The organism is Tessaracoccus pujii, from assembly GCF_054483895.1.
The window spans coordinates 1522270-1542838 of the sequence record NZ_CM137012.1; the positions used below are offsets into that span (position 1 = coordinate 1522270).

General features: G+C 68.9%; 24 protein-coding genes. 8 read left to right on the top strand and 16 right to left on the bottom strand.

The features are described from left to right. Positions 1–3 precede the first annotated feature (3 nt). The 3 genes from glmM to rplM form a co-directional block, all read right to left on the bottom strand. Positions 4–1356, bottom strand: a complete 1353-nt coding sequence (gene glmM, locus ACX1D0_RS07415; RefSeq protein ID WP_459020232.1) for a phosphoglucosamine mutase — start codon at positions 1354–1356, stop codon at positions 4–6. Between the two features lie 103 nt (positions 1357–1459). Beyond that, a complete protein-coding gene (gene rpsI, locus ACX1D0_RS07420; protein WP_459020233.1) occupies positions 1460–1984 on the bottom strand; it encodes a 30S ribosomal protein S9 in 525 nt (174 codons plus the stop codon). A 20-nt stretch (positions 1985–2004) separates the two neighbouring features. After that, complete coding sequence (gene rplM, locus ACX1D0_RS07425; RefSeq protein ID WP_459020234.1) at positions 2005–2448, bottom strand: 50S ribosomal protein L13; 444 nt, start codon at positions 2446–2448, stop codon at positions 2005–2007. 246 nt (positions 2449–2694) lie between these two features. Between rplM and ACX1D0_RS07430 the strand changes: the two genes are divergently transcribed. Both ACX1D0_RS07430 and ACX1D0_RS07435 read left to right on the top strand, forming a co-directional pair. After that, positions 2695–3951, top strand: a complete 1257-nt coding sequence (locus ACX1D0_RS07430; protein ID WP_459017860.1) for an integrase catalytic domain-containing protein — start codon at positions 2695–2697, stop codon at positions 3949–3951. A 242-nt stretch (positions 3952–4193) separates the two neighbouring features. After that, positions 4194–6275: an elongation factor G-like protein EF-G2 gene (locus ACX1D0_RS07435; RefSeq protein ID WP_459020235.1), complete on the top strand. Its 2082-nt coding sequence runs from the start codon at positions 4194–4196 to the stop codon at positions 6273–6275. A gap of 57 nt (positions 6276–6332) precedes the next feature. On the opposite strand, the gene coaBC is transcribed toward ACX1D0_RS07435, so the two are convergent. Continuing rightward, positions 6333–7544 carry a bifunctional phosphopantothenoylcysteine decarboxylase/phosphopantothenate--cysteine ligase CoaBC gene (gene coaBC / locus ACX1D0_RS07440; protein ID WP_459020236.1) on the bottom strand — a complete coding sequence of 404 codons (1212 nt, stop codon included), beginning with the start codon at positions 7542–7544 and terminating at the stop codon, positions 6333–6335. Between the two features lie 67 nt (positions 7545–7611). On the opposite strand from coaBC, the gene ACX1D0_RS07445 reads away from it, so the two are divergent. Further along, complete coding sequence (locus tag ACX1D0_RS07445) at positions 7612–8316, top strand: NRDE family protein (protein WP_459020237.1); 705 nt, start codon at positions 7612–7614, stop codon at positions 8314–8316. Positions 8317–8378: 62 nt separating this feature from the next. Here ACX1D0_RS07445 and ACX1D0_RS07450 read toward each other — a convergent pair whose 3' ends face one another. After that, entirely contained in the window at positions 8379–8762 is a 384-nt protein-coding gene (locus ACX1D0_RS07450; RefSeq protein WP_459020238.1) for a YccF domain-containing protein, read from the bottom strand. 98 nt (positions 8763–8860) lie between these two features. Between ACX1D0_RS07450 and trmB the strand changes: the two genes are divergently transcribed. The 5 genes from trmB to ACX1D0_RS07475 all read left to right on the top strand — a co-directional run bounded on the left by trmB (position 8861) and on the right by ACX1D0_RS07475 (position 12281). Next, entirely contained in the window at positions 8861–9586 is a 726-nt protein-coding gene (trmB, locus tag ACX1D0_RS07455; RefSeq protein WP_459020239.1) for a tRNA (guanosine(46)-N7)-methyltransferase TrmB, read from the top strand. Continuing rightward, positions 9576–10454 carry a tRNA pseudouridine(38-40) synthase TruA gene (gene truA, locus ACX1D0_RS07460; RefSeq protein WP_459020240.1) on the top strand — a complete coding sequence of 293 codons (879 nt, stop codon included), beginning with the start codon at positions 9576–9578 and terminating at the stop codon, positions 10452–10454. The genes trmB and truA overlap by 11 nt, the downstream gene beginning before the upstream one ends. Next, complete coding sequence (locus ACX1D0_RS07465) at positions 10451–11053, top strand: class I SAM-dependent methyltransferase (RefSeq protein ID WP_459020241.1); 603 nt, start codon at positions 10451–10453, stop codon at positions 11051–11053. The genes truA and ACX1D0_RS07465 overlap by 4 nt, the downstream gene beginning before the upstream one ends. 50 nt (positions 11054–11103) lie before the next feature. Continuing rightward, positions 11104–11568 carry a VOC family protein gene (locus tag ACX1D0_RS07470; protein ID WP_459020242.1) on the top strand — a complete coding sequence of 155 codons (465 nt, stop codon included), beginning with the start codon at positions 11104–11106 and terminating at the stop codon, positions 11566–11568. 98 nt (positions 11569–11666) lie between these two features. After that, positions 11667–12281 carry a superoxide dismutase gene (locus tag ACX1D0_RS07475; RefSeq protein WP_459020243.1) on the top strand — a complete coding sequence of 205 codons (615 nt, stop codon included), beginning with the start codon at positions 11667–11669 and terminating at the stop codon, positions 12279–12281. A 68-nt stretch (positions 12282–12349) separates the two neighbouring features. Here the strand turns inward: ACX1D0_RS07475 and ACX1D0_RS07480 are convergent, their stop codons facing one another. The 11 genes from ACX1D0_RS07480 to infA form a co-directional block, all read right to left on the bottom strand. Further along, complete coding sequence (locus ACX1D0_RS07480) at positions 12350–13141, bottom strand: ABC transporter ATP-binding protein (protein WP_459020244.1); 792 nt, start codon at positions 13139–13141, stop codon at positions 12350–12352. Next, complete coding sequence (locus ACX1D0_RS07485; protein WP_459020245.1) at positions 13141–14046, bottom strand: ABC transporter permease; 906 nt, start codon at positions 14044–14046, stop codon at positions 13141–13143. Before ACX1D0_RS07485 ends, ACX1D0_RS07480 begins: the two co-directional genes overlap by 1 nt. 13 nt (positions 14047–14059) lie before the next feature. Continuing rightward, complete coding sequence (locus ACX1D0_RS07490) at positions 14060–15097, bottom strand: ABC transporter substrate-binding protein (RefSeq protein ID WP_459020246.1); 1038 nt, start codon at positions 15095–15097, stop codon at positions 14060–14062. 75 nt (positions 15098–15172) lie between these two features. After that, positions 15173–16192, bottom strand: a complete 1020-nt coding sequence (locus tag ACX1D0_RS07495) for an ABC transporter substrate-binding protein (protein WP_459020247.1) — start codon at positions 16190–16192, stop codon at positions 15173–15175. A 128-nt stretch (positions 16193–16320) separates the two neighbouring features. Continuing rightward, on the bottom strand, positions 16321–16872 hold the full coding sequence (gene rplQ / locus ACX1D0_RS07500; protein ID WP_459020248.1) for a 50S ribosomal protein L17: 552 nt from the start codon (positions 16870–16872) through the stop codon (positions 16321–16323). Positions 16873–16907: 35 nt separating this feature from the next. Continuing rightward, positions 16908–17930, bottom strand: a complete 1023-nt coding sequence (locus ACX1D0_RS07505; protein ID WP_459020249.1) for a DNA-directed RNA polymerase subunit alpha — start codon at positions 17928–17930, stop codon at positions 16908–16910. A gap of 246 nt (positions 17931–18176) precedes the next feature. Continuing rightward, the gene (gene rpsD / locus ACX1D0_RS07510) at positions 18177–18782 is read right to left on the bottom strand and encodes a 30S ribosomal protein S4 (RefSeq protein ID WP_459020250.1); all 606 of its coding nucleotides are present in this window, start codon (positions 18780–18782) and stop codon (positions 18177–18179) included. Positions 18783–18812: 30 nt separating this feature from the next. Continuing rightward, positions 18813–19223 carry a 30S ribosomal protein S11 gene (gene rpsK, locus ACX1D0_RS07515; protein WP_459020251.1) on the bottom strand — a complete coding sequence of 137 codons (411 nt, stop codon included), beginning with the start codon at positions 19221–19223 and terminating at the stop codon, positions 18813–18815. 35 nt (positions 19224–19258) lie between these two features. Further along, on the bottom strand, positions 19259–19633 hold the full coding sequence (rpsM, locus tag ACX1D0_RS07520) for a 30S ribosomal protein S13 (RefSeq protein ID WP_459020252.1): 375 nt from the start codon (positions 19631–19633) through the stop codon (positions 19259–19261). Between the two features lie 246 nt (positions 19634–19879). Continuing rightward, positions 19880–19993 carry a 50S ribosomal protein L36 gene (rpmJ, locus tag ACX1D0_RS07525; RefSeq protein ID WP_020575560.1) on the bottom strand — a complete coding sequence of 38 codons (114 nt, stop codon included), beginning with the start codon at positions 19991–19993 and terminating at the stop codon, positions 19880–19882. A 260-nt stretch (positions 19994–20253) separates the two neighbouring features. Continuing rightward, complete coding sequence (infA, locus tag ACX1D0_RS07530; protein WP_068749455.1) at positions 20254–20475, bottom strand: translation initiation factor IF-1; 222 nt, start codon at positions 20473–20475, stop codon at positions 20254–20256. Positions 20476–20569 lie beyond the last annotated feature (94 nt).

Below are 20569 nucleotides of genomic sequence, written 5' to 3' on the forward strand. Positions count from 1 at the left end.
CGCTCAGAGCGCGAGGCGGCTCTTGACCTTCTGCGCCAGGTCCTCGGCGATGCGGGTGGCCTGCTCGTCCGTGGGGGCCTCCACCATCACACGGACCACCGGCTCGGTTCCGGAGGGGCGCAGCAACACCCGGCCGGTGGTGCCCAGCTCACGCGAGGCCGCCGCCACGGCCCTCTGCACCTCCGTGTCGACGCCCGCGCGGAGCTTGTCCACGCCGCGCACGTTGATGATCACCTGCGGCAGCACGGTCATCACGGAGGCGAGGTCCTGAAGAGACCTGCCGGTGGACATCATCCGGGCCGCCAGGTGCAGGCCCGTGAGGGTGCCGTCGCCGGTGTTGGCGAACTCGTTGATGATGACGTGGCCGGACTGTTCGCCCCCCAGCGCGAACCCGTTCGCGGCCATCGACTCCAGCACGTAGCGGTCCCCCACCTTCGTCTGGTCCACCCGGATGCCGTGCTCGCGCATGGCGTTGATCAGCCCCAGGTTGCTCATGACGGTGGCCACGAGGGTGTCCGAGTGGAGGCGGTGCTCCTCCTTCATGGCGATGGCGAGGATCGCCAGGATGTGGTCGCCGTCGATGACGTTGCCCTCATGGTCGACGGCGAGGCACCGGTCCGCGTCGCCGTCGAGCGCGATGCCGAGGTCCGCGCCCTCCGCCCTGACGCGTTCGATGAGGTCACCCATGTGGGTGGAGCCGCAGTCCTGGTTGATGTTGAGGCCGTCGGGCTCGGCGTGGATCGGGATGATCCGCGCGCCCTGCGCCGCGAACGCCTCAAGCGCGGTGGTGGACGCCGCGCCGTTGGCGCAGTCGATGACCACCGTCAGGCCCGCCAGCGAGGCGTCCTCGCCCAGGGACCCCACGAGGTGCGCGACGTAGGCCTCGACGGCGCCCAGGTCGCTGCGGATGCGCCCGACGGCGCTCCCTGTGGGGCGCGTCCACCCCTCGCCCATCCGGGCCTCGATGGCGTCCTCCAGGTAGTCGTCGAGCTTCACGCCGCCCTTGGAGAAGAACTTGATGCCGTTATCCGGCATGGGGTTGTGGGAGGCGGAGATCATGACGCCGAGGTCGGCGTCGAGATCGTTGACCAGGAACGCCACCCCCGGGGTGGGCAGGACGCCGAGGCGGATCACGTCCACCCCCGCCGAGGCGAGGCCCGCGATGACGGCGGCCTCGAGGAACTCGCCGCTGGCCCGAGGGTCGCGGCCGACGAGCGCCAATGGACGGTGCCCCTCGAACACACCGGCCTCACCGAGGATGTGCGCCGCCGCGACGGAGAGGTCGAGCGCCAGCTCGGCGGTCAGTTCACTGTTCGCGACGCCACGGACGCCGTCGGTACCAAAGAGTCGTGCCACGCAGGCGACAATACCGCCGCCCGATCCGGCTGGACGAATCCCCCGGCAGACGACGAACGCCCACCCCCGCAGTGGGGATGGGCGTTCGACGACAGTGCTGGGATCAGCGCTTGCTGTACTGGGGCGCCTTGCGGGCCTTCTTGAGGCCGGCCTTCTTGCGCTCTTTGATGCGGGCGTCGCGGGTCAGCATGCCGGCCTTCTTGAGGCCGGGGCGGGAGGCCTCGGTGTCCACCGCGTTGAGGCAGCGGGCCACGCCGAGGCGCAGCGCGCCGGCCTGGCCGGTGATGCCGCCGCCGTGGATGCGGGCGATCACGTCGTAGGAGCCGTTGACGCCGGCAGTCACGAACGGATCGCTCACCAGCTGCTGGTGCACCTTGTTGGGGAAGTAGTCCTCGAGGGTGCGGCCGTTGATGATCCACGAGCCCGAGCCGGGGACGATGCGCACGCGGGCGATCGCCTCCTTGCGGCGGCCGGTGGCGCCCATCGGGGCGACCATCGCCGGACGCACGTCGGCGCCGGCGGCGGCGGCCGGGTTGGCGTCCGAGCGGTAGGCGATCTCACGGTTCTCGTCGTCGACGAAGGGGGTGATCTCCTCGACGGTGGTCTCGTCGATATCAGTCTGGGTCATGGGGTGCGTCTCGCTCTCGCTCACTGGGCGATCTGGGTGATCTCGTAGGCCTGCGGCTGCTGCGCGGCATGCGGGTGCTCGGGGCCCGAGTAGACCTTGAGCTTGCTGATCAGCTGACGGCTCAGCTTGTTCTTGGGCAGCATGCCCCACACGGCGCGTTCGACGGCCTTGCGGGCATCCTTCTCGAGCAGGTCACCGATCGAGATGGTCGTCAGACCACCCGGACGGCCGGAGTGCGTGTACCGCTTCGAGTCCTTGCGCTTGTTGCCGGAGAGGGCGATCTTCGAGGCGTTGACGACAACCACGAAGTCACCACCGTCGACGTGGGGGGCGAAGGTGGCCTTGTGCTTGCCCCGGAGCAGGGTGGCAGCGGCCACGGCGAGACGCCCGAGGATGACGTCCTCGGCATCAATCACATGCCAGTTCCGGGCGATTTCGCCCGGCTTTGGGGTGTACGTAGACACGAGACCAACTTCCATTCGTTTCCAAACAAACTTGTGGAGTGCACTGGCGGCGTCGGCTCAAGGAGCCGCACTGGCCACACGGCGCGCAACAGCTACCAAGCTTACGATGCGGGGGCGCGGCTGGGCAAATCAGCGACGAGACTCACACATAGTCCCCGCGTACGTAGGGGCCGTGCCTCACACACTTTTCCCCGCGAACGTGGAGGCTGGCCACGATGGGGTGTGGAGGTTGAGGAGAAGCTGTCGATGGCAGCCCGGTTCGAAGTCACGAAGAAGTACGCCCAGGCCTACGCCGCGGCCCCGAGGAAGGGCAAGAGCGTGATCCTGGACCACGTGGTCGAGGTCACCGGCTGGAACCGTGATCACGCCCGTCAACAGCTGGTCGCCCGGCTGAAACAGGCCCCCGGTCGGGCGGTTGCCACCGTCGCAGTGATCGACCGCCGCAAGACCAAACCGCGGAAGTACTCCTACGATGCGATCAAGGTCCTTCAACTGGTCTGGGCCACTGCCGGGGGCAGCTGCGGCAAGTACCTCGCTGTTGCGATGACCGACTGGCTCGACGCAATGGAAACCGAAGGCTCCCTGGTCTCCGGCCAGGATCGGTACAGCGCTGAGGTCAGAGCCGAACTCGAGTCGATGTCGCCGGCCACGATCGACCGCTACCTGGCCCCTGCCCGAGCCACAGACCCACTCCGCGGGAAGTCCGCCACGAGGCAGGGAAGCCTGCTTCGCAACTCGATCCAGATCCGCAAAGCCGGTGACGAGGTCGAAGCCGAACCCGGGTTCTTCGAGGTCGACACCGTCGCCCACTGCGGCCCCACCCTGCAAGGAGAGTTCGCCCGCAGCGTCAACTTCACCGACATGCACACCGGCTGGACCTTCACCCACGCGATCCGCAACAACGCCCACATCCACATCCGGAGCGCGTTCGACCTGCTCATCGACCAGGTACCGTTCGCCGTGACCGGCATCGACAGCGACAACGGCTCTGAGTTCATCAACCACCAACTCATCGACTGGGCCGGCCAACGCGACGTGTTCTTCACCCGCTCAAGGCCCTACAAGAAGAACGACCAGGCCACCATCGAGTCGAAGAACAACCACCTCGTGCGCCGCTACGGCTTCTACCACCGCTACGACACCCCTACCGAGCTGACGCTGCTCAACCAGCTCTGGACCCTGGTCAACGACCGACTCAACTTCTTCACCCCGACCAAGAAACCCGTCGGCTGGTCCACCGACACCATCGGGCGACGCAAGAGGCTCTACGACCAGCCCCGCTCCCCGTATCAGCGGCTGCTGGCCGCCGGCGTCCTCAGCTCCGCCCAAGAAGCCGAACTCGCCGCCTACAAAGCCACCCTGCAACCCGCCGCGATCGCCCGCGCCATCACCGAGATCCAACACGAACTCACCCGACTCGCCGCCGGGAAAACACGGCGACTCCAAGACCAGATCACCTGGAAAGCACCCACCCCCGGTGTCCTCAAGACCCGAGCCAGCTAACCCGTTACACGGGGAAAACTATGTGAGGCACGGCCCCCCACTATCCGGGGACTTGACAGTGAGGCACCACGATCAGGCGAAGGCGCGCCCGGCGCCTTGCGCACGGGCCGGGTCACGCGAGGCCCCCGGGCGCCTGCGTCGGCCCCGTCCATCCCAACCCTAGCGCCTGACTACGCCTTGAGGACGGTGGATTTGAGGGGGTCCGCCCAACGGGACACCACAGGGGGTCTAACGTATTGGCCATGGCCTCAAAGACGAGTCCCCAGATCGCCATCACGGCACCCAGCGACGTCCGTAACGTCGTCCTCGTGGGAGCCAGTGGCTCGGGCAAGACAACCCTGTTCGAACATCTTCTGCGCGCCCGCATCGAGGGCTACCGCGGGGAGAAGGAGACACCGGAGAGGGGGGCATCGCTGACCTTGGCCGCCATCCCCACCAACGACGTGCAGATCAATCTGCTCGACGCGCCCGGGCACGCGGAATACATCGGTGAGTTGCGCGCCGGCCTCCGGGCCGCGGACGCGGCGATCTTCGTCGTCGCGGCCGGCGAGGACATCGACGCCAGCACCGTCGCGCTGTGGCACGAGTGCCAGAGCGTCGAGATGCCCCGGATCATCGCCATCACCAAGCTGGATCAGGGGCGTGCGGACTTCGACCACATGGTCTCGATCGTCCAGGACACCTTCGGCGTGAACATCATCCCCGCCCTCATCCCCCTCGAGGTGGGCGGGGAGAACGTCGGCAACCTGTCGCTGCTCAACAAGCGCGCCCACGACTACTCGTCGGGCACCAGGACGTCGCGGGACGCCACCGAGGAGGAGCTGGCACTCATCGACGAGCGCCGCGCCCCCCTTCTGGAGGCCATCATCACCGAGGTCCAGGATGAAGACCTGATGGAGCGCTACCTCGAGGGCGAGGAGCTGGCCGCCGAGGAGGTGCACGCCGCCCTGCTGGCCGCCGTCGAGTCGGGGCGCTTCTTCCCCGTCCTCCCCGCGCACACCACCTCCGACAAGGGAACCGAGGAGCTGCTGCGCTGGATCGAGCGCGGGTTCCCGGCCCCCGCGTCGCACCACATTCCCCAGATCACCACCCCCAACGGCGCCACCCTGCCCGCTGCCACCGGCGATCCCCAGGGCCCGTTGATCGCCCAGGTCATCCGCACCACGTCGGACAACTTCGCCGGCCGCACCAGCCTGGTCCGGATCTTCAGCGGGTCGCTGCGGGTCGACGATGTCGTCCACGTCTCGGGGCACCGCGAGCTGTTCGGCGCGGACGCCGACCCGATGCATCCCGACCACGACGACGACGAGCGCATCGGCCCGATGAGCATCACCCTGGGCGGCGAGATTCTCGCCAAGCCCGTGGCTGTCGCGGGCGAGATCGTCGCGGTGACCCGGCTCTCGAAGGCGGAGACCGGGGACACGCTGTCAGATCCCGCCCGCCCCGCACTGCTGCCGCCCTGGTCGCTGCCCACGCCCCAGCTGCCTGTCGCCATCCATGCGGCCAGCCGCGGCGACGAGGACAAGCTCGCCTCCGCGCTGCACCGCCTCGCGCTGGAAGACCCCACGGTCCATCTGGAGCGCAACGCGGGCACCGAGCAGCAGTTGTTGTGGGTGATGGGCCAGGCACACAAGGAACTGCTGTTGGCGCGGCTCCGGGACCGCTACCAGGTGGGCTTCAAGGAGGAGCCGGTACGGGTGGCGCTGCGGGAGACGTTCGTGGCGCCGTCGAGGGGTAAGGGCCGCCACGTCAAGCAGTCCGGCGGGCACGGGCAGTTCGCGGTCTGCGACGTCGAGGTGGAGCCGCTCCCCCGCGGCGGCGGCTTCGAGTTCGTGGACAAGGTGGTCGGTGGCTCGGTGCCGCGCGCCTACATCGGCTCCGTCCAGAAGGGCCTTGAGCAGCAACTGGCGCACGGCACCACCTTCGGGATGCCGATGGTGGACGTGCGGGTGACCCTCCACGACGGCAAGTCGCACTCGGTGGACTCCTCCGACATGGCGTTCCAGGTGGCCGGCCAACTCGCCCTCCGGGACGCGGCCGGTCCCGGGAAGGTGGGCCTGCTGGAGCCCATCGACCGCGTGCGGGTCACCACGGGCGACTCGTTCATGGGCTCGGTGCTCACGGATCTCGCCGGCCGCAGGGCCCAGGTGCAGGGCAGCGACCTCGACGGGCACGGCCACGCCACCATCGAGGCGCTGGTTCCGCAGAGCGAGCTGGTGACCTACCCGATCGACCTGCGTGGCGTCGCTCAGGGCACGGGCAGCTTCACCCGCGAGTTCCACGGCTACGAGTTGATGCCTCAGGAGCTCTGGCCGAAACAGTGACGCTGGTCCGGCTCGACGCTGGGGTCACCCCTCGTCGAGCCGGACGCGGCACCCGCCTCAGCGTCGCCGGGACAACGCCACCGCGACGGCGTCGAGCAGCGCGTCGGCGACCTCACGCTTGCTGCCCGCCGTCTCAGCCACGACACGGTCGTCGCTGTCGAGGATGATCAGCCGATTGTCGGCCGCCTCGAAGCCCTTCTCCCACCCCACCTCGTTGACCGCGAGCAGGTCCACGTCCTTGCGACGGCGCTTCCGCACGGCCCGCGCCAGCAGTTCCCCGCCCGTGGCCGTCTCCGCCGCGAAGGCCACCACGACCTGCCCCGGACGGCGTCGGGCCGCCAGCCCTGCGACGATGTCCTCGTTCTCCACCAGCGTCAGGACGGGGGCGCTGCCCGCCTCCTTGGTCAGCTTCCCCTCCGATACCTCCGCTACCCGGTAGTCGGCCACCGCGGCGGCCATGATCACCACGTCGGCGTCCGTCGACGCCCCCGTCATCACGGCGGACAGCTCGGCCGCGGACCCCGCCGTCGCGATCTCGATCCCCGGTCGGCGCGCCTCGCGCAACACCTCGCCTTCGATGTTGCAGGCCGCCAGCAGCACTCTGGCCCCGCGGGCGGCGGCCGCGGCGGCAAGCGCCACGCCCTGGCGTCCACTCGACCGATTGCCCAGGAACCGCACCGGATCGATGGGCTCCCGGGTCCCGCCGGCGGACACTGCGACGGTCATGCCGGCCAGGTCCTGGCCGGACGCCAGCAGCGCGTTAGCCAGGTCGTGGATCTCCTCCGGCTCGCTCATCCGGCCCGGTCCGGAGTCACCGCCCGTGAGCGGACCCACGGCCGGCCCCACCACGTGCACGCCCCTGGAGGCCAGCGTCGCCATGTTGGCGACCGTCGCCGGGTGCTGCCACATCTCGGTGTGCATGGCCGGCGCGACGAGCACCGGCGCGCGCGTTGCCAGCAGGGTGGTGCCCAGGAGGTCCGAGGCCAGGCCCGCAGCCATGGATGCGATGGTGTTGGCGGTCGCGGGAGCCACCACCACCAGGTCGGCGCGCTGCCCGAGCGCCACGTGCCGCACCTCCGGAACGTCGTCGTGCACCGACGTGGTGACCCGGTTGCGCGAGATGGCCTCCCAGGTGGGCAGGCCGACGAAACGCAGGGCATCCTCGGTGGGGACGACGTGCACCTCGTGACCGTCGAGGACGAACAGCCGCACCAGGTGGACCGATTTGTAGGCGGCAATGCCGCCCGTGACTCCCACGACGATGACCATGCGCCGATTCTCTCAGGTTCGACGCCCGTACCGTGGGTCTCGTCTAACCCCCGGTACGCTTCGCGGCATGTGCACGGTGGTGATCAGGGTCCCGGAGCCAGGAGTCGGCCCGGTCCGGGTACTGGCGGTCCGCGACGAGGACCCGCTCCGGCCGTGGCGCCCCCTCGGCGCCTGGTGGCCGGGCCGGCCGCAGGTACGCGGGGTGATGGACGAGCTGGCCGGCGGCGCCTGGCTGGCCGCTGATGACCACCGGCTCGCCGTCCTCCTCAACCGCGCCGGCGGCACGGACGTGGAGCGGCCCACCTCCCGCGGTTCACTGGTGCTGGACTCCCTGGCAGGACGCCCCCTCCCCCGTCCGCTCACCACGCTGGGGTTCAACCTCGTGGAGGCGAACGCCGCAGGCGCACGGGTCACCTCGTGGGAGGGCGGGGAGCCCCGGGTGACGGACCTGGTGCCGGGCACACACATGGTGGCCCACGACGACGTCGACGATCCCGCCACGGCGCGCATCGCCGCCTGGCTGGGGGCCTTCGCCGCCACGCCCACCGTCGACGCCCCCGCCGGCCCATGGTGGTCCGGATGGATGGCGGTGCTGGAGGACAGCGCCCGGCTCGACGCCGGCGACGACCGCGCCATCATCCGCGACAACCGTCCCCACGGATACCCCACGCTCAGCCTGCTGGTGGCCGTCGCCTCGGTGGACGGGGACGGGGTCACGGTCTCGACGGACACGCTGACGCGTCCCGGCCGGTGGAACCAGCCGCGCCTCTGAGAAGGGCGGGGCGCTGAGTCGGGTTGTCTAGCCGCGCCCAGGGCGGCCCGGTCCGGGTCCGCTCAGAAGATGCCGCCGTTGTCCACGATGCGCTTGCCGAACGGGAAGCAGGTCACGGGGATCATCTTGAGGCTCACGTAGGCGTTGGCGATGCCGACGATGGTCAGCGCCTGCGCCAGCGCCGCGGCCACGTGGGCCAACGCGAGCCACCATCCGGCGATGAGGAACCAGATCACGTTCATGATGGCGGAGCCGGCGCCGGACCCTGGCTTGGGGACGACGCTCTTGCCGAACGGCCACAACACGTAGCGGGCCATCCGGAAGGACGCCACGCCCACGGGGATGGTGATGATGAAGATGCAGGCGATGACGCCCGCGAGGAAGTAGCCCAGCGCGAGCCAGAACCCTCCGAGGACGACCCAGATGATGTTGAGCAGTGTGCGCATGATCCTTCTCCTGCTGCGTGGACGGTGACACCACAAGGGTAGGCGCTGCCCGGAGCACCCCGCGGCGGGTAGTGGGAGACGACCACTAGGCTGGTCCGGTGGATCCGTTGCCCCCTCGCCTGCGCCGTGACGTGGTCAGCTTCGTCCGCCGGAGCGCCCGGATGAACGAGTCGCAGGCGAAGTCCTGGGAACGACACCGCGGGCACTACGTCATCGAGGTGCCCCGCGGCCACCTGTCCACCTCCCTCGCCGACGGCGCCACCGTCGACTGGGCGGCCGAGTTCGGGCGCGAGGCGCCGTTGATCGTGGAGATCGGTTCCGGCGCCGGTGAGTCGCTCACAGCCATGGCTGCGCGGCACCCGGGTTCGGACGTGGTGGCCTTCGAGGTGTTCGAACCGGCGGTCGCCTCCACCCTGGGCCGCCTCGCCCGCGACGACGTCAGCAACGTGCGGATCGTCGTCGCTGACGGAGCCCAGGGCCTGCGGCAGTTGTTCGCCGACGGCTCCGTGGGCGAGTTGTGGACCTTCTTCGCAGACCCCTGGCACAAGAAGCGCCACCACAAGCGGCGGCTCGTGGGCCCGGACTTCGCCGACGTGGTCGCGGCCAAGCTGGCTCCCGGTGGGCTGTGGCGGCTGGCGACGGACTGGGAGGACTACGCCCTCTGGATGCGGGACCACCTCGACGCCGCGCCCGGTCTCGCCAACGTCCACGACGGCTGGGCCCCGCGGCTGGCCGAGCGACCCCTCACGAAGTACGAGGCCCGCGGACTCGCGGCCGGCCGCCGGGTGTACGACCTCACCTATCGGAGGATCGATGCGGCTTAGGCTGGACGTCGCCTACGACGGCACGCACTTCCACGGCTGGGCCACGCAGCCCGGCCTCCGGACCGTGCAGGGCGTGGTGGAGGAGTGGATCGGGCAGGTGCTGCGCCTCCCCGCGCCGCCCCTGGTGATGGCGGCGGGGCGCACCGACGCCGGCGTCCACGCCCGCGGCCAGGTGTGCCACGTGGATCTCCCAGCCGCAGTCATCGAGACCGGGCTCCCCGCGCGGCGCAGGCGCACCGACGTGCGCGCGCTCCCCGGGGAGGCGCCAGACCGCTTCTACGACGAGCTCCTCCGACGCCTCCGCCGCGCGCTCCCCGCCGATGTCGTCCTCCGATCCGTCTCCCCCGCCCCGGCCGGATTCGACGCCCGCTTCTCGGCGATCTGGCGGCGCTACTGCTACCGGATGCTGGACGCCACCACGCCCCCGGACCCGCTGCTCCGCGGGCACGTCGTCGCCCTGCGTCACGCCGTGGACATGGAGGCGTTCAACACCGCCGCCGCGTCGCTCCTGGGGCTGCGGGACTTCGCGCCCTTCTGTAAACCCCGGGCCGGCGCCACCACCATCCGCGACCTCAAGCAGCTCAGCGCCGTCCGGCACGCCGACGGGCTGATCGAGGTACACCTCCTGGCCGACGCGTTCTGCCACTCCATGGTCCGGTCCCTGGTCGGTGCGCTGAGCGCCGTCGCCGGAGGCCGCCGCGACCTCGCCTGGCTGCACCGCGTCGCCTCCCAGCGCGCCCGGCACGGCGAGGTGCTGGTGATGCCCGCGCGCGGGCTCACGCTGGAGGAGGTCGGCTATCCGCCGGATCAGGATCTCGCGGCGCGTGCTCTCGCGTCCCGCGCCATGCGCACCCTGGAGGACGAGTGAGCCATTACTTCCACACGCCGACCGGACCGGTCACGACGAGGCAGATCACCGCGACCATCTGGGACCACACCCTCACGTTCACCACCGCAGGCGGGGTGTTCTCCGGCGCCCGGCTCGACCCCGGCACGGCCGTGCTCCTGCGCGCGTTCGAGCCGCCCGAGACGGGCCACCTCCTGGACCTCGGATGCGGGTTCGGGCCCATCGCGGTGGCCCTTGCCGTCGCGTCGCCGGACGTCACGGTGGACGCCGTGGACGTCAACGCGCTCGCCGTCGACCTCACCACCACCAATGCGGCCCAGTCAGGGGTCGCGGACCGGGTACGCGCCACCGTCCCTGAGGGCGTCGCACCGGAGGCCCGCTACACCCAGATCTGGTCCAACCCCCCGATCCGCATCGGCAAGGAGGCCCTGCACGCGCTGCTGCTCACCTGGCTTCCCCGCCTCACGCCCGACGGTGTGGCCCGGCTGGTGGTGAGCAAGAACCTCGGTGGGGACTCGCTGCAGCGCTGGCTCATCGACCAGGGGTACCCGACGGAGCGGATCACCTCGGCGAAGGGCTTCCGGATCCTCGAGGTGTCACACGCCTCTCCGCCCGAGTGACCTCCCGCCCGCCGCCGGCGTGGCAGGCTGGTGCGGGGAGGGAGCAACTCATGTACCGGCCAGCGCTGCAACTCACGTTCGACGCCACCTCGCCCAGGCGGCTCGGCCTCTTCTGGGTGGAGGCCCTGGGATACGCCGTCGACCCCCCGCCGGGAGGCAGCATCGGCCCGGCGGACGTGACTGTCGCGGCATGGCTGGACTTCCTGGCCGTCTCCGGGCTTCCCGAGGAGCGCTGGGACGACGCCATGGCCCTCGTGGACCCGGACGGCGCCCGCCCCCGCATCTTCATCCAGAAGGTGCCGGAGCCCAAGACGGCCAAGAATCGCCTCCACATCGACGTCCGCGCCGGCGAGGGCCTGCGCGGCGACGAGCGCATGGCCGTCCTCGAGTCCGAGGCGAGTCGGCTCGTCGGTCTGGGCGCCTCCCAGGTCCAGCGTTTCGAACCGGACCCGCCGATGAGCCACGGCTTCATCGTGATGCGGGATCCCGAGGGCAACGAGTTCTGCCTCGACTGACCGTCCGCGGCATAGTTGAAGCACGAACTATTTTTACGGCATAGGATGGCTCTGTCAGCGCGCCCCAGGGCGCGAGTCTTCAGCTGAAGGAGCGAGCTATGACCTACACCCTCCCGGACCTCGACTACGACTACAGCGCGCTTGCGCCCCACATCGCCCCCGAGATCATGGAGCTGCACCACAGCAAGCACCATGCCGCCTACGTCAAAGGCATCAACGACGCGCTCGAGCAGCTTGCCGCCGCGCGCGACAAGGGCGACCTCGGCGCCGTCAACAAGCTGAGCAAGGACGCCGCGTTCCACCTCGGCGGCCACATCAACCACTCGGTGTTCTGGAAGAACATGTCGCCCGACGGCGGCGGCCGCCCCGACGGCGAGCTCGCGTCCGCGATCGACGAGTACTTCGGCGGCTTCGACGCCTTCCAGAAGCACTTCAACGCGGTGGCCAACGGCATCCAGGGCTCCGGCTGGTCGATGCTCGTGTGGGACACGCTCGGCCAGCGGATGAACATCAACCAGCTGTTCGACCAGCAGGGCAACCTGCCGGCCGGCCAGATCCCGCTGCTGCAGCTGGACATGTGGGAGCACGCCTTCTACCTGCAGTACAAGAACGTCAAGGGCGATTACGTCAACGCCTGGTGGAACGTGGTCAACTGGGCCGACGTCACCGAGCGCTTCACGAAGGCGCAGGCGGCCTCGGCCGCACTCGCCTGACGCGAACCGTCGCACGCGAGGAGGGGCCCCGGGGAGATCCCCGGGGCCCCTCCTCGCCTTGTCGTGCCTCAGTCGAGCAACGTGCGGTCAGCCAGCGTCGCGCCCTTGATCTTGGAGAACTCTGCGAGCAGGTGATCGGCGGTGATGTGCTTCTTCTCCGCCTCGTCCACCTCCAGCACCACCTTGCCCTCGTGCATCATGATCAGCCGGTTGCCCAGTTCGATGGCCTGGTGCATGTTGTGGGTGACCATCAGAGTGGTCAGCCGATGCCGGGCCACGGCCTCTCCGGTCAGCCGGGTGATCAGCTCCGCCCGGGACGGGTCCAGTGCGGCCGTGTGCTCGTCGAGCAGCAGGATCGACGGTTGGGCGTAGGTGGCCATGAGCAGGCTCAGCGCCTGCCGCTGCCCGCCGGACAGCATGCCGACGCGCATCTGCAACCGGTCCTCGAGGCCGAGCTCCAGCGTCGCCAGAGCCTCGCGGTACAGCGCGCGTTTGGGCTTGGTGACGGCCATGCCCAGGCCGCGGCGCTTGCCGCGCTCGAACGCGATGGACAGGTTCTCCTCGATGGTGAGATGCGGGGAGGTTCCGGCCATCGGGTCCTGGAACACGCGCGCCACCCAGCGGGCCCGGCTGTGTTCCGGCATCCGCGTGACGTCGCGGTTGTCGATGACCACCTGGCCGCCCTCTGCCAGGTAGCGTCCTGCGACGACGTTGAGCATGGTCGACTTGCCGGCGCCGTTGGAGCCGATGACGGTGACGAAGTCTCCCTCGTGGAGCGTGAGCGTGAGATCGTCGAGCGCCACGCGCTCGTTGACGGTGCCCGGGAAGAACCGCTTGGTGACGCCTACCAGCTTGAGCATCAGGCCACCGCCCCCTCTGCCAGCGCCTTGCCGCGCCGACGCTGAGAGCGGAAGCGCCGCAGCGGACCGGACGCGGGCACCACGAGCGCGAGCACCACGAGGACAGCCGAGACCAGCTTCATGTCGTTGGGGTTGAAGCCGTTGTTGAGCGCGATCTGGATCACCCCGCGGTAGATCAGCGAGCCGAGCGCTGCCGCCATCACGGCCTGCCACACGGCCGTCAGGCCGAAGATGGCCTGACCGACGATGACTGAGGCGAGGCCCGCGACGATGAGGCCGATGCCCATCGAGATGTCGGAGAACCCCTGATACTGCGCCACGAGGGTGCCGCAGAGCGCGACCAGCCCATTGGAGAGCATGAGGCCCACGATCTTGGTCATGCCGGTGTTGATGCCCTGGGACTGTGCCATCAGCTCGTTGTCGCCGGTGGCGCGCATGCCCACGCCGTAGCTGGTGCCCAGGAACCAGTAGACCAGCGCGCCGATGACGACGACCACGACGGCGAAGAGCGCCACGGACACCCACGTCCCGAGGACCCGATCCGCCCGCAGCCCGGAGAACAGGGTCTCCTGGCGCAGCAGCGGCACGTTGGCCTTGTTGCCCATGATCCGCAGGTTGATGGAGTAGAGAGCGATCTGCGTGAGGATGCCCGCCAGCAGCGGGTTGATCTTCCCCCAGACGTGCAGGAGGCCCGTGACGGCTCCGGCGATCATGCCGGCCACCACGCCCGCGACCATCGCGAGTGGGATCGGCGCCCCGTTCACGATGAGGATGGCGCAGGTGGCCGCCCCCGTCGTGAACGAGCCGTCCACCGTGAGGTCCGGGAAGTCCAGGACCCGGTAGGTGAGGTACACCCCCAACGCCATGACGGCGTAGAGGAGCCCGATCTCAGACGCGATGATCATCGTGCTGGTCGTCTCAGAACTGCTTGGTGGCGCGCGAGACGATGGCCTCGGGCAGCGTGAGGCCCTGCTTCAGGGCCGCATCCACGTTGACGAAGAGGTCGAACTCCTTCTGGGTCTCCACCGGGATGTCGGAGGCAGGGGTGCCCTCGAGCAGCTGCAGGAACACCGCGGCGGCGTCCTTGCCCTGCTGGGTGTAGTTCACCGAGAGCCCGGCGGCGGCGCCGCGCTCCATCGTCGACTCATCCGAGGCGAAGACGGGCTTCTGCTTCTGCTCGGCCACCTGGATGAGCGACTCGGCAGCGGAGACCACCGTGTTGTCGGTGGGGATGAGGTACGCGTCGACGTCGAGCGACTCGGCGGCCTGCTGCACCTCCGAGGAGTTGGTGACGGTGGCCGTCATGATCTCGATTCCCATCTCCGCGGCCGCCTCCTCCGCCTCGGCGACCTGCACCTCGGAGTTGACCTCGCCGGAGGAGTACACGATGCCGACGGACGCCACCTCGGGCAGCGCCTCCTTGATCAGCTCGAGCTGCTCCTTCATGGGGTTGAGGTCCGACACGCCGGTGATGTTGGCGTCAGGTGCCTCCCAGGAGGTGACGAGGCCGGCCGCGACCGGGTCCGTCACTGCGGCGAACACGATGGGCCGGTCGGTGATCACGTTGGCCAACGACTGCGCGGTGGGCGTGGCGATGGCGAGGAACCCGTCGTAGTCCGACGACGCGAAGGTGTTGGCGATGCTGGTGAGCGTCGACTGGTCTCCCTGCGCGTTCTGCAGGTCGAACTCCACGTTCTCACCTTCGACGTAACCGGCCTCGGCCAGCGCGTCGATGAAGCCCTGCTGGGCGGCGTCGAGCGCGGGGTGCGCCACGATGGTGGCCACGCCGACCTTGATCGACTCCGGCGCGGCCTGGGTCGACGCGGCGGCCGAGCTGGAGGCGGCCGATGCGGCGGGTGAGCCGTCAGAGGACGAGGTGGGCGTGGTGGAGGCGCCACCACAGGCGGTGAGGGCGAGGGCGCCGACGGCACCCATCGCGAGGGCCTTGAGCTTCATGATTCTCCTTGGAGGGGGTTCGCAGATGGCTAAGCGTAGTTTTCCGGCGCGGATCGCTCCGACGCCGTCCACGTGTCAGTAGGTGGTGGCGGCGTCGTCGAGCACGTCGTCGGGGAGGGTGATGCCCATCCGCTCCGCGGCCCCGGGATTGACGACGAGCTCAAGCGTCTGCTGCAGCTCGACGGGGGTCTCCGCCGGATCGGCCCCCTCGAGAATGCGGGCGATGATGCCGGCGGTCTGCACCCCTTGGGCCTTGTAGTCGGTGGCCAGCGCCGCGGCCGCACCGCGCTCCACGGAGTCCGGGTCCGACGTGACGAGGAGGCGCTGGCGCTGCTCGGCCACCTGGATCATGGACTCCATCGCCGAGACCACCGTGTTGTCCACCAGCACGAAGTACGCGTCGACATCGAGGGATTCCGCGGCCTGCTGCACCTCGGAGGAGTTGGTGATGGTGGCGGTCTTCACCTCGATGCCGAGCTCGGCCCCGGCCTCGATGGCGGCCTGGGCCTGCACCTGCGCGTTGACCTCCGCCGACGAGTACACGATGCCCACGGACTGCACCTCGGGCAGGATCCGCTGGATGACGGCGAGCTGCTCGCCGGTGGGAAGCTGGTCGCTGGTGCCGGTGACGTTACCTCCGGGCGCCTCCAAGGATTCGACCAGGCCGGCGGCGACCGGGTCGGTGACGGAGGCGAAGACGATGGGCCGGTCCTGGATCACCTGGGCCAGCGCCTGGGCCGGGGGCGTCGCGATTGCCACGAACAGGTCCTTGTCCGACGCGGCGAACGTGTTGGCGATGGAGGTGAGCGTGGCCTGGTCCCCCTGCGGGTTCTGGAAGTCCAGCGTCAGGTTCTCGCCCTCGACGTAGCCGGCCTGGGCGAGTCCCTCCCGGATCCCCTCGTAGACGAGGTCCAGGGAGGGGTGCGACACGATGGTCACGGCCCCGATGGACACCGACGGCTTCTCCGACGCCGCGCTCCCGGAGACCGACGGCGCCGGCTCCGAGCCGGTGACGGCCGGTGTGGCGCCCACGGCGCACCCGCTCATCAGCAGCACTCCGGCCAGGGCAGCACCCGCTACCGCACGTCGCAACATCGCGTCTCCTCTCGACAGGTCGCTCAACCTTATCGGCGCGGAGCGACGGGACTGAAACCGGGCCCGGTTGGCCGGACCCCGGACAGCGTTGAAGGGGCCCCCGGAGGGACCCCTTCAACGCTCAGCCACTACTTCGCGTCGGTCTCCGCGACCTCAGCCTCGTCCGCCGCATCCTCGACCACGACCTCGTCGGCAGCGGCCTCCTCGACCTCGGCCTCGGCGGCCTCGTCGACAGCAGCGTCCTCGGACTCCGCGACCTCGGGCTCGGCGGCCACAGCTGCCGGCTTGGCCTCGGCCTTGGCGGCCTTCGGCTTCGCCACGACGGGCTCGGTGATGATCTCGATCACCGCGAGGGGCGCGTTGTCGCCCTTGCGGTTGCCGATCTTGGTGATGCGGGTGTAGCCACCCTCACGTCCCTCAAGGGTGGGCGCGATCTCGTCGAACAACCGACGCACGACGTCCTTGTCCGTGATGGACGTGAGCACCAGGCGGCGGGCGTGGAGGTCACCGCGCTTGGCCTTGGTCAGCAGCTTCTCGGCCAGCGGCTGCATGCGGCGGGCGCGCGTCTCCGTGGTGGTGATGCGGCCGTGCTCGAAGAGCTGGGTGGCGAGGTTGCGCAGGATGATGCGCTCGTGGGTGGGGCTGCCGCCCAGACGAGCGCCCTTGGTTGGCTTGGGCATGAGTCAATCTCCAGTTGTGTGCGGTGTGTGGGCGGTCAGTACTGCTCGGTCTCGGCGAAGTCAACGTCCTCGTCGTTGTCCTCGTCGTACCGCTCGATGGCCTGCATCGGGTCGAAACCGGGGTGCGAGTCACGCAGAGCGAGGCCGAGTCCGGCCAGGGTCTCCTTGACCTCGTCGATGGACTTCGAGCCGAAGTTGCGGATGTCGAGCAGGTCCTCTTCGCTGCGGGCCACGAGCTCACCCACGGTGTGGATGCCCTCACGCTTGAGGCAGTTGTAGGAGCGCACCGACAGTTCGAGATCCTCGACGGGGAGGTTCAGCGACTCCGCGATCTGCTCGTCGACGGGCGACGGACCGATCTCGATGCCCTCGGCGTCCGTGTTGAGCTCGCGGGCCAGGCCGAACAGCTCCACGAGGGTGCGGCCGGCGGAGGCCATGGCGTCACGGGGCGCGATCGACGGCTTGGTCTCGACGTCGATGATCAGCCGGTCGAAGTCCGTGCGCTGCGCAACACGGGTGGCCTCGACCTTGTAGGTCACCTTGAGCACCGGCGAGTAGATCGAGTCCACGGGGATGCGGCTGATCTCGGCGTCGGGGTTCTTGTTCTGCACGCTGGAGACGTAACCGCGGCCGCGCTCGACCACCAGCTCCATCTCGAGCTTCCCGCTGTCGTTGAGCGTGGCGATGTGCAGCTCCGGGTTGTGGATCTCGACACCGGCCGGGGGCTGGATGTCACCGGCGGTGACGGTGCCGGCACCTGCCTTGCGCAGGTACATGACCACCGGCTCGTCCTCCTCGGAGGACAGCACGAGGCTCTTGATGTTGAGGATCATCTCGGTGGCGTCCTCGACGACGCCCGCCAACGTGGAGAACTCGTGCTGGTTGCCCTCGATCTTGATGCTGGTCACCGCGGCGCCAGGGATGGAGGAGAGCAAGGTGCGTCGCAGCGAGTTGCCGAGCGTGTAGCCGAATCCGGGCTCCAGCGGTTCGATGATGAACCGCGACCGGTACTCGGAGACGACCTCCTCGGCGAGGGTGGGGCGCTGTGCAATGAGCATATTCGTTAATCCTTCCCGCACCGACCGCAATTTGAGGGTGCGAAGCACGGGGGCTACGGCCGCCGTGCGCCCACGCTGCACCATGCAGCGCGGCCTGTATTCACTTGTTTCCGACAGTGGCACCCCTGTGACCGCTCCGCTCGCGGAGCCCGGTGAACCGCGACGAAGTCGCCTGGTTCACCGGAACAGCTAGCCGCGCGAGCGGAGCGAGCACGTTGGGGCCCACGGGGGCGAAGCCCCCGTGCGTTACTTGGAGTACAGCTCGACGATCATCTGCTCCTGGACGTCCACCACGATCTGCTCGCGGACGGGGAGCTGGTGCACGAGGATGCGCATCCGGTTGGGACGCGCCTCCAGCCATGCGGGAACCGAACGGTCGCTGTGGGTCTCACGTGCGATCACGAGCGGCGTCATGGTCAGCGACTTCTCGGCGACATCGATGATGTCGTGCGCGCGGACGCGGAACGACGGGATGTTCACGCGCTGGCCGTTGACCAGGAAGTGACCGTGCACGACGAGCTGGCGGGCCTGCCGACGCGTGGAGGCGAAGCCGGCGCGGTAGATCACGTTGTCCAGACGCGACTCGAGGATCTGAAGCAGACGGTCACCGGTCTTGCCGGGGGAACGGTCGGCTTCCTCGTAGTAGCGGCGGAACTGCTTCTCCAGGACGCCGTAGGCGAACCGGGCCTTCTGCTTCTCCTTGAGCTGCAGCGAGTACTCGGAGTCCTTGGTTCGGCCGCGGCCGTGCACACCCGGGGGGTACGGACGGCGCTCGAAGGCCTTGTCATTGCCGACCAGGTCAGTCCCGAGACGACGGGACTTCTTGGTCATGGGGCCGGTGTAACGAGCCATTATCTATGTGTCCTTTTCTCTCTCAGGCGATCAGACGCGACGGCGCTTGGGCGGGCGGCAGCCGTTGTGCGGCGTCGGGGTCACGTCAGAGATGGCGCCGACCTCGAGGCCGACGGAGCCGAGCGAGCGGATCGCGGTCTCACGACCGGAGCCGGGGCCCTTGACGAACACGTCGACGCGCTTCATGCCGTGCTCCATGGCACGACGACCAGCGGCCTCGGCGGCCATCTGCGCGGCGAACGGCGTGGACTTGCGGGAACCCTTGAAGCCGACGGTGCCGGCAGAGGCCCACGAAATCACGGCACCGGTGGGATCGGTGATCGAGATGATGGTGTTGTTGAACGTGCTCTTGATGTGCGCCTGTCCGGCCAGCACATTCTTCTTTTCCTTGCGGCGCACCTTTGTTTTGGAGGCGGCCGCCTTGCGGCTTGCAGTAGCCATTGAGTCTCTCTCCTAAGTCCTGCAGAGGGGCGCGGTTAGCGCGCCTTCTTCTTGCCAGCGACGGCCTTCTTCTTGCCCTTGCGAGTGCGCGCGTTGGTACGCGTGCGCTGACCACGGACCGGGAGACCACTGCGGTGGCGACGGCCCTGGTAGTTGCCGATCTCCACCTTGCGGCGGATGTCGGCGGCAACCGTACGGCGGAGGTCGCCCTCGATCTCGTAGTTGCCTTCGATGTGGTCGCGCAGGGCGACGAGTTGGTCCTCCGTCAGCTGGTGGACTCGGGTGTCGCCACTGACTCCAGTGGCGGCGAGGGTTTCAGCGGCCCGGGTCTTACCGAGACCGAAGATGTAGGTGAGTGCGACTTCCAGGCGCTTTTCACGCGGAAGATCAACACCGACGAGGCGTGCCATCAGGCGGTTACCTTTCTCAAGTTTCGGTCCTGACTCACTGCTGAGCCCGGTCGCGGACCGCGAAGGTGTGTGGCGTGACGCGTCCCCGCCGCCTGTGGTGCTCTGTGCACCGACGGGGCCCTGGCCTTCGCCCAGGGGTGGGGACCCCGGAGGGTCCTTGCAATCACGTTGATTTCAGTTGTCGGCGGAGTGGGCGATCGACCCGTCCCGCGGTGTTCTGCGTACCAGGGGCCTGGTGGCCCCGGGTCAGCCCTGACGCTGCTTGTGGCGCGGGTTCTCGCAGATCACCATCACACGACCGTGCCGGCGGATGACCTTGCACTTGTCGCAGATCTTCTTGACGCTCGGCTGAACCTTCATTCGAGCAACCTTTTCAATCGGCGACTGGGAGCGCGGACGCGCCCAATCTTGTGGTGGATGTGCTTGGCCGCAGAGCCGGGCACGCGTGCGTGACCGGGCATAGACGACCGACGCACCACTCTACGCGACGGGGTCACGGTTCGCCAAAACGGGTGGTGCCGGGACGGTCTCCCCCGCCTGCGCGGCCCGGGCATGAAAAAAAGGGCGCCGCCGTCACCGGCGATGCCCTTCCCAGTGGGGTGCGGCCGTGGCCGCAGCGCTCACTTGTGACGGTAGACGATGCGACCGCGCGTCAGGTCGTAGGGGGACAGCTCCACGACGACGCGGTCCGCGGGCAGAATGCGGATGTAGTGCTGGCGCATCTTGCCGCTGATGGTCGTCAGGACCTTGTGGCCATTGGCCAACTCCACGCGGAACATCGCGTTGGGCAGGGCCTCGACCACGGTGCCCTCGAGCTCGAGGGCTCCTTCTTTCTTCGCCATGTACTCTCTTTCATTACCCCGGCTCACCCACTGCGCGCCGGACAGTACCAATCGGACATTCTACGCTGCCGCCCTCGCTAGGCCAAACATCGCC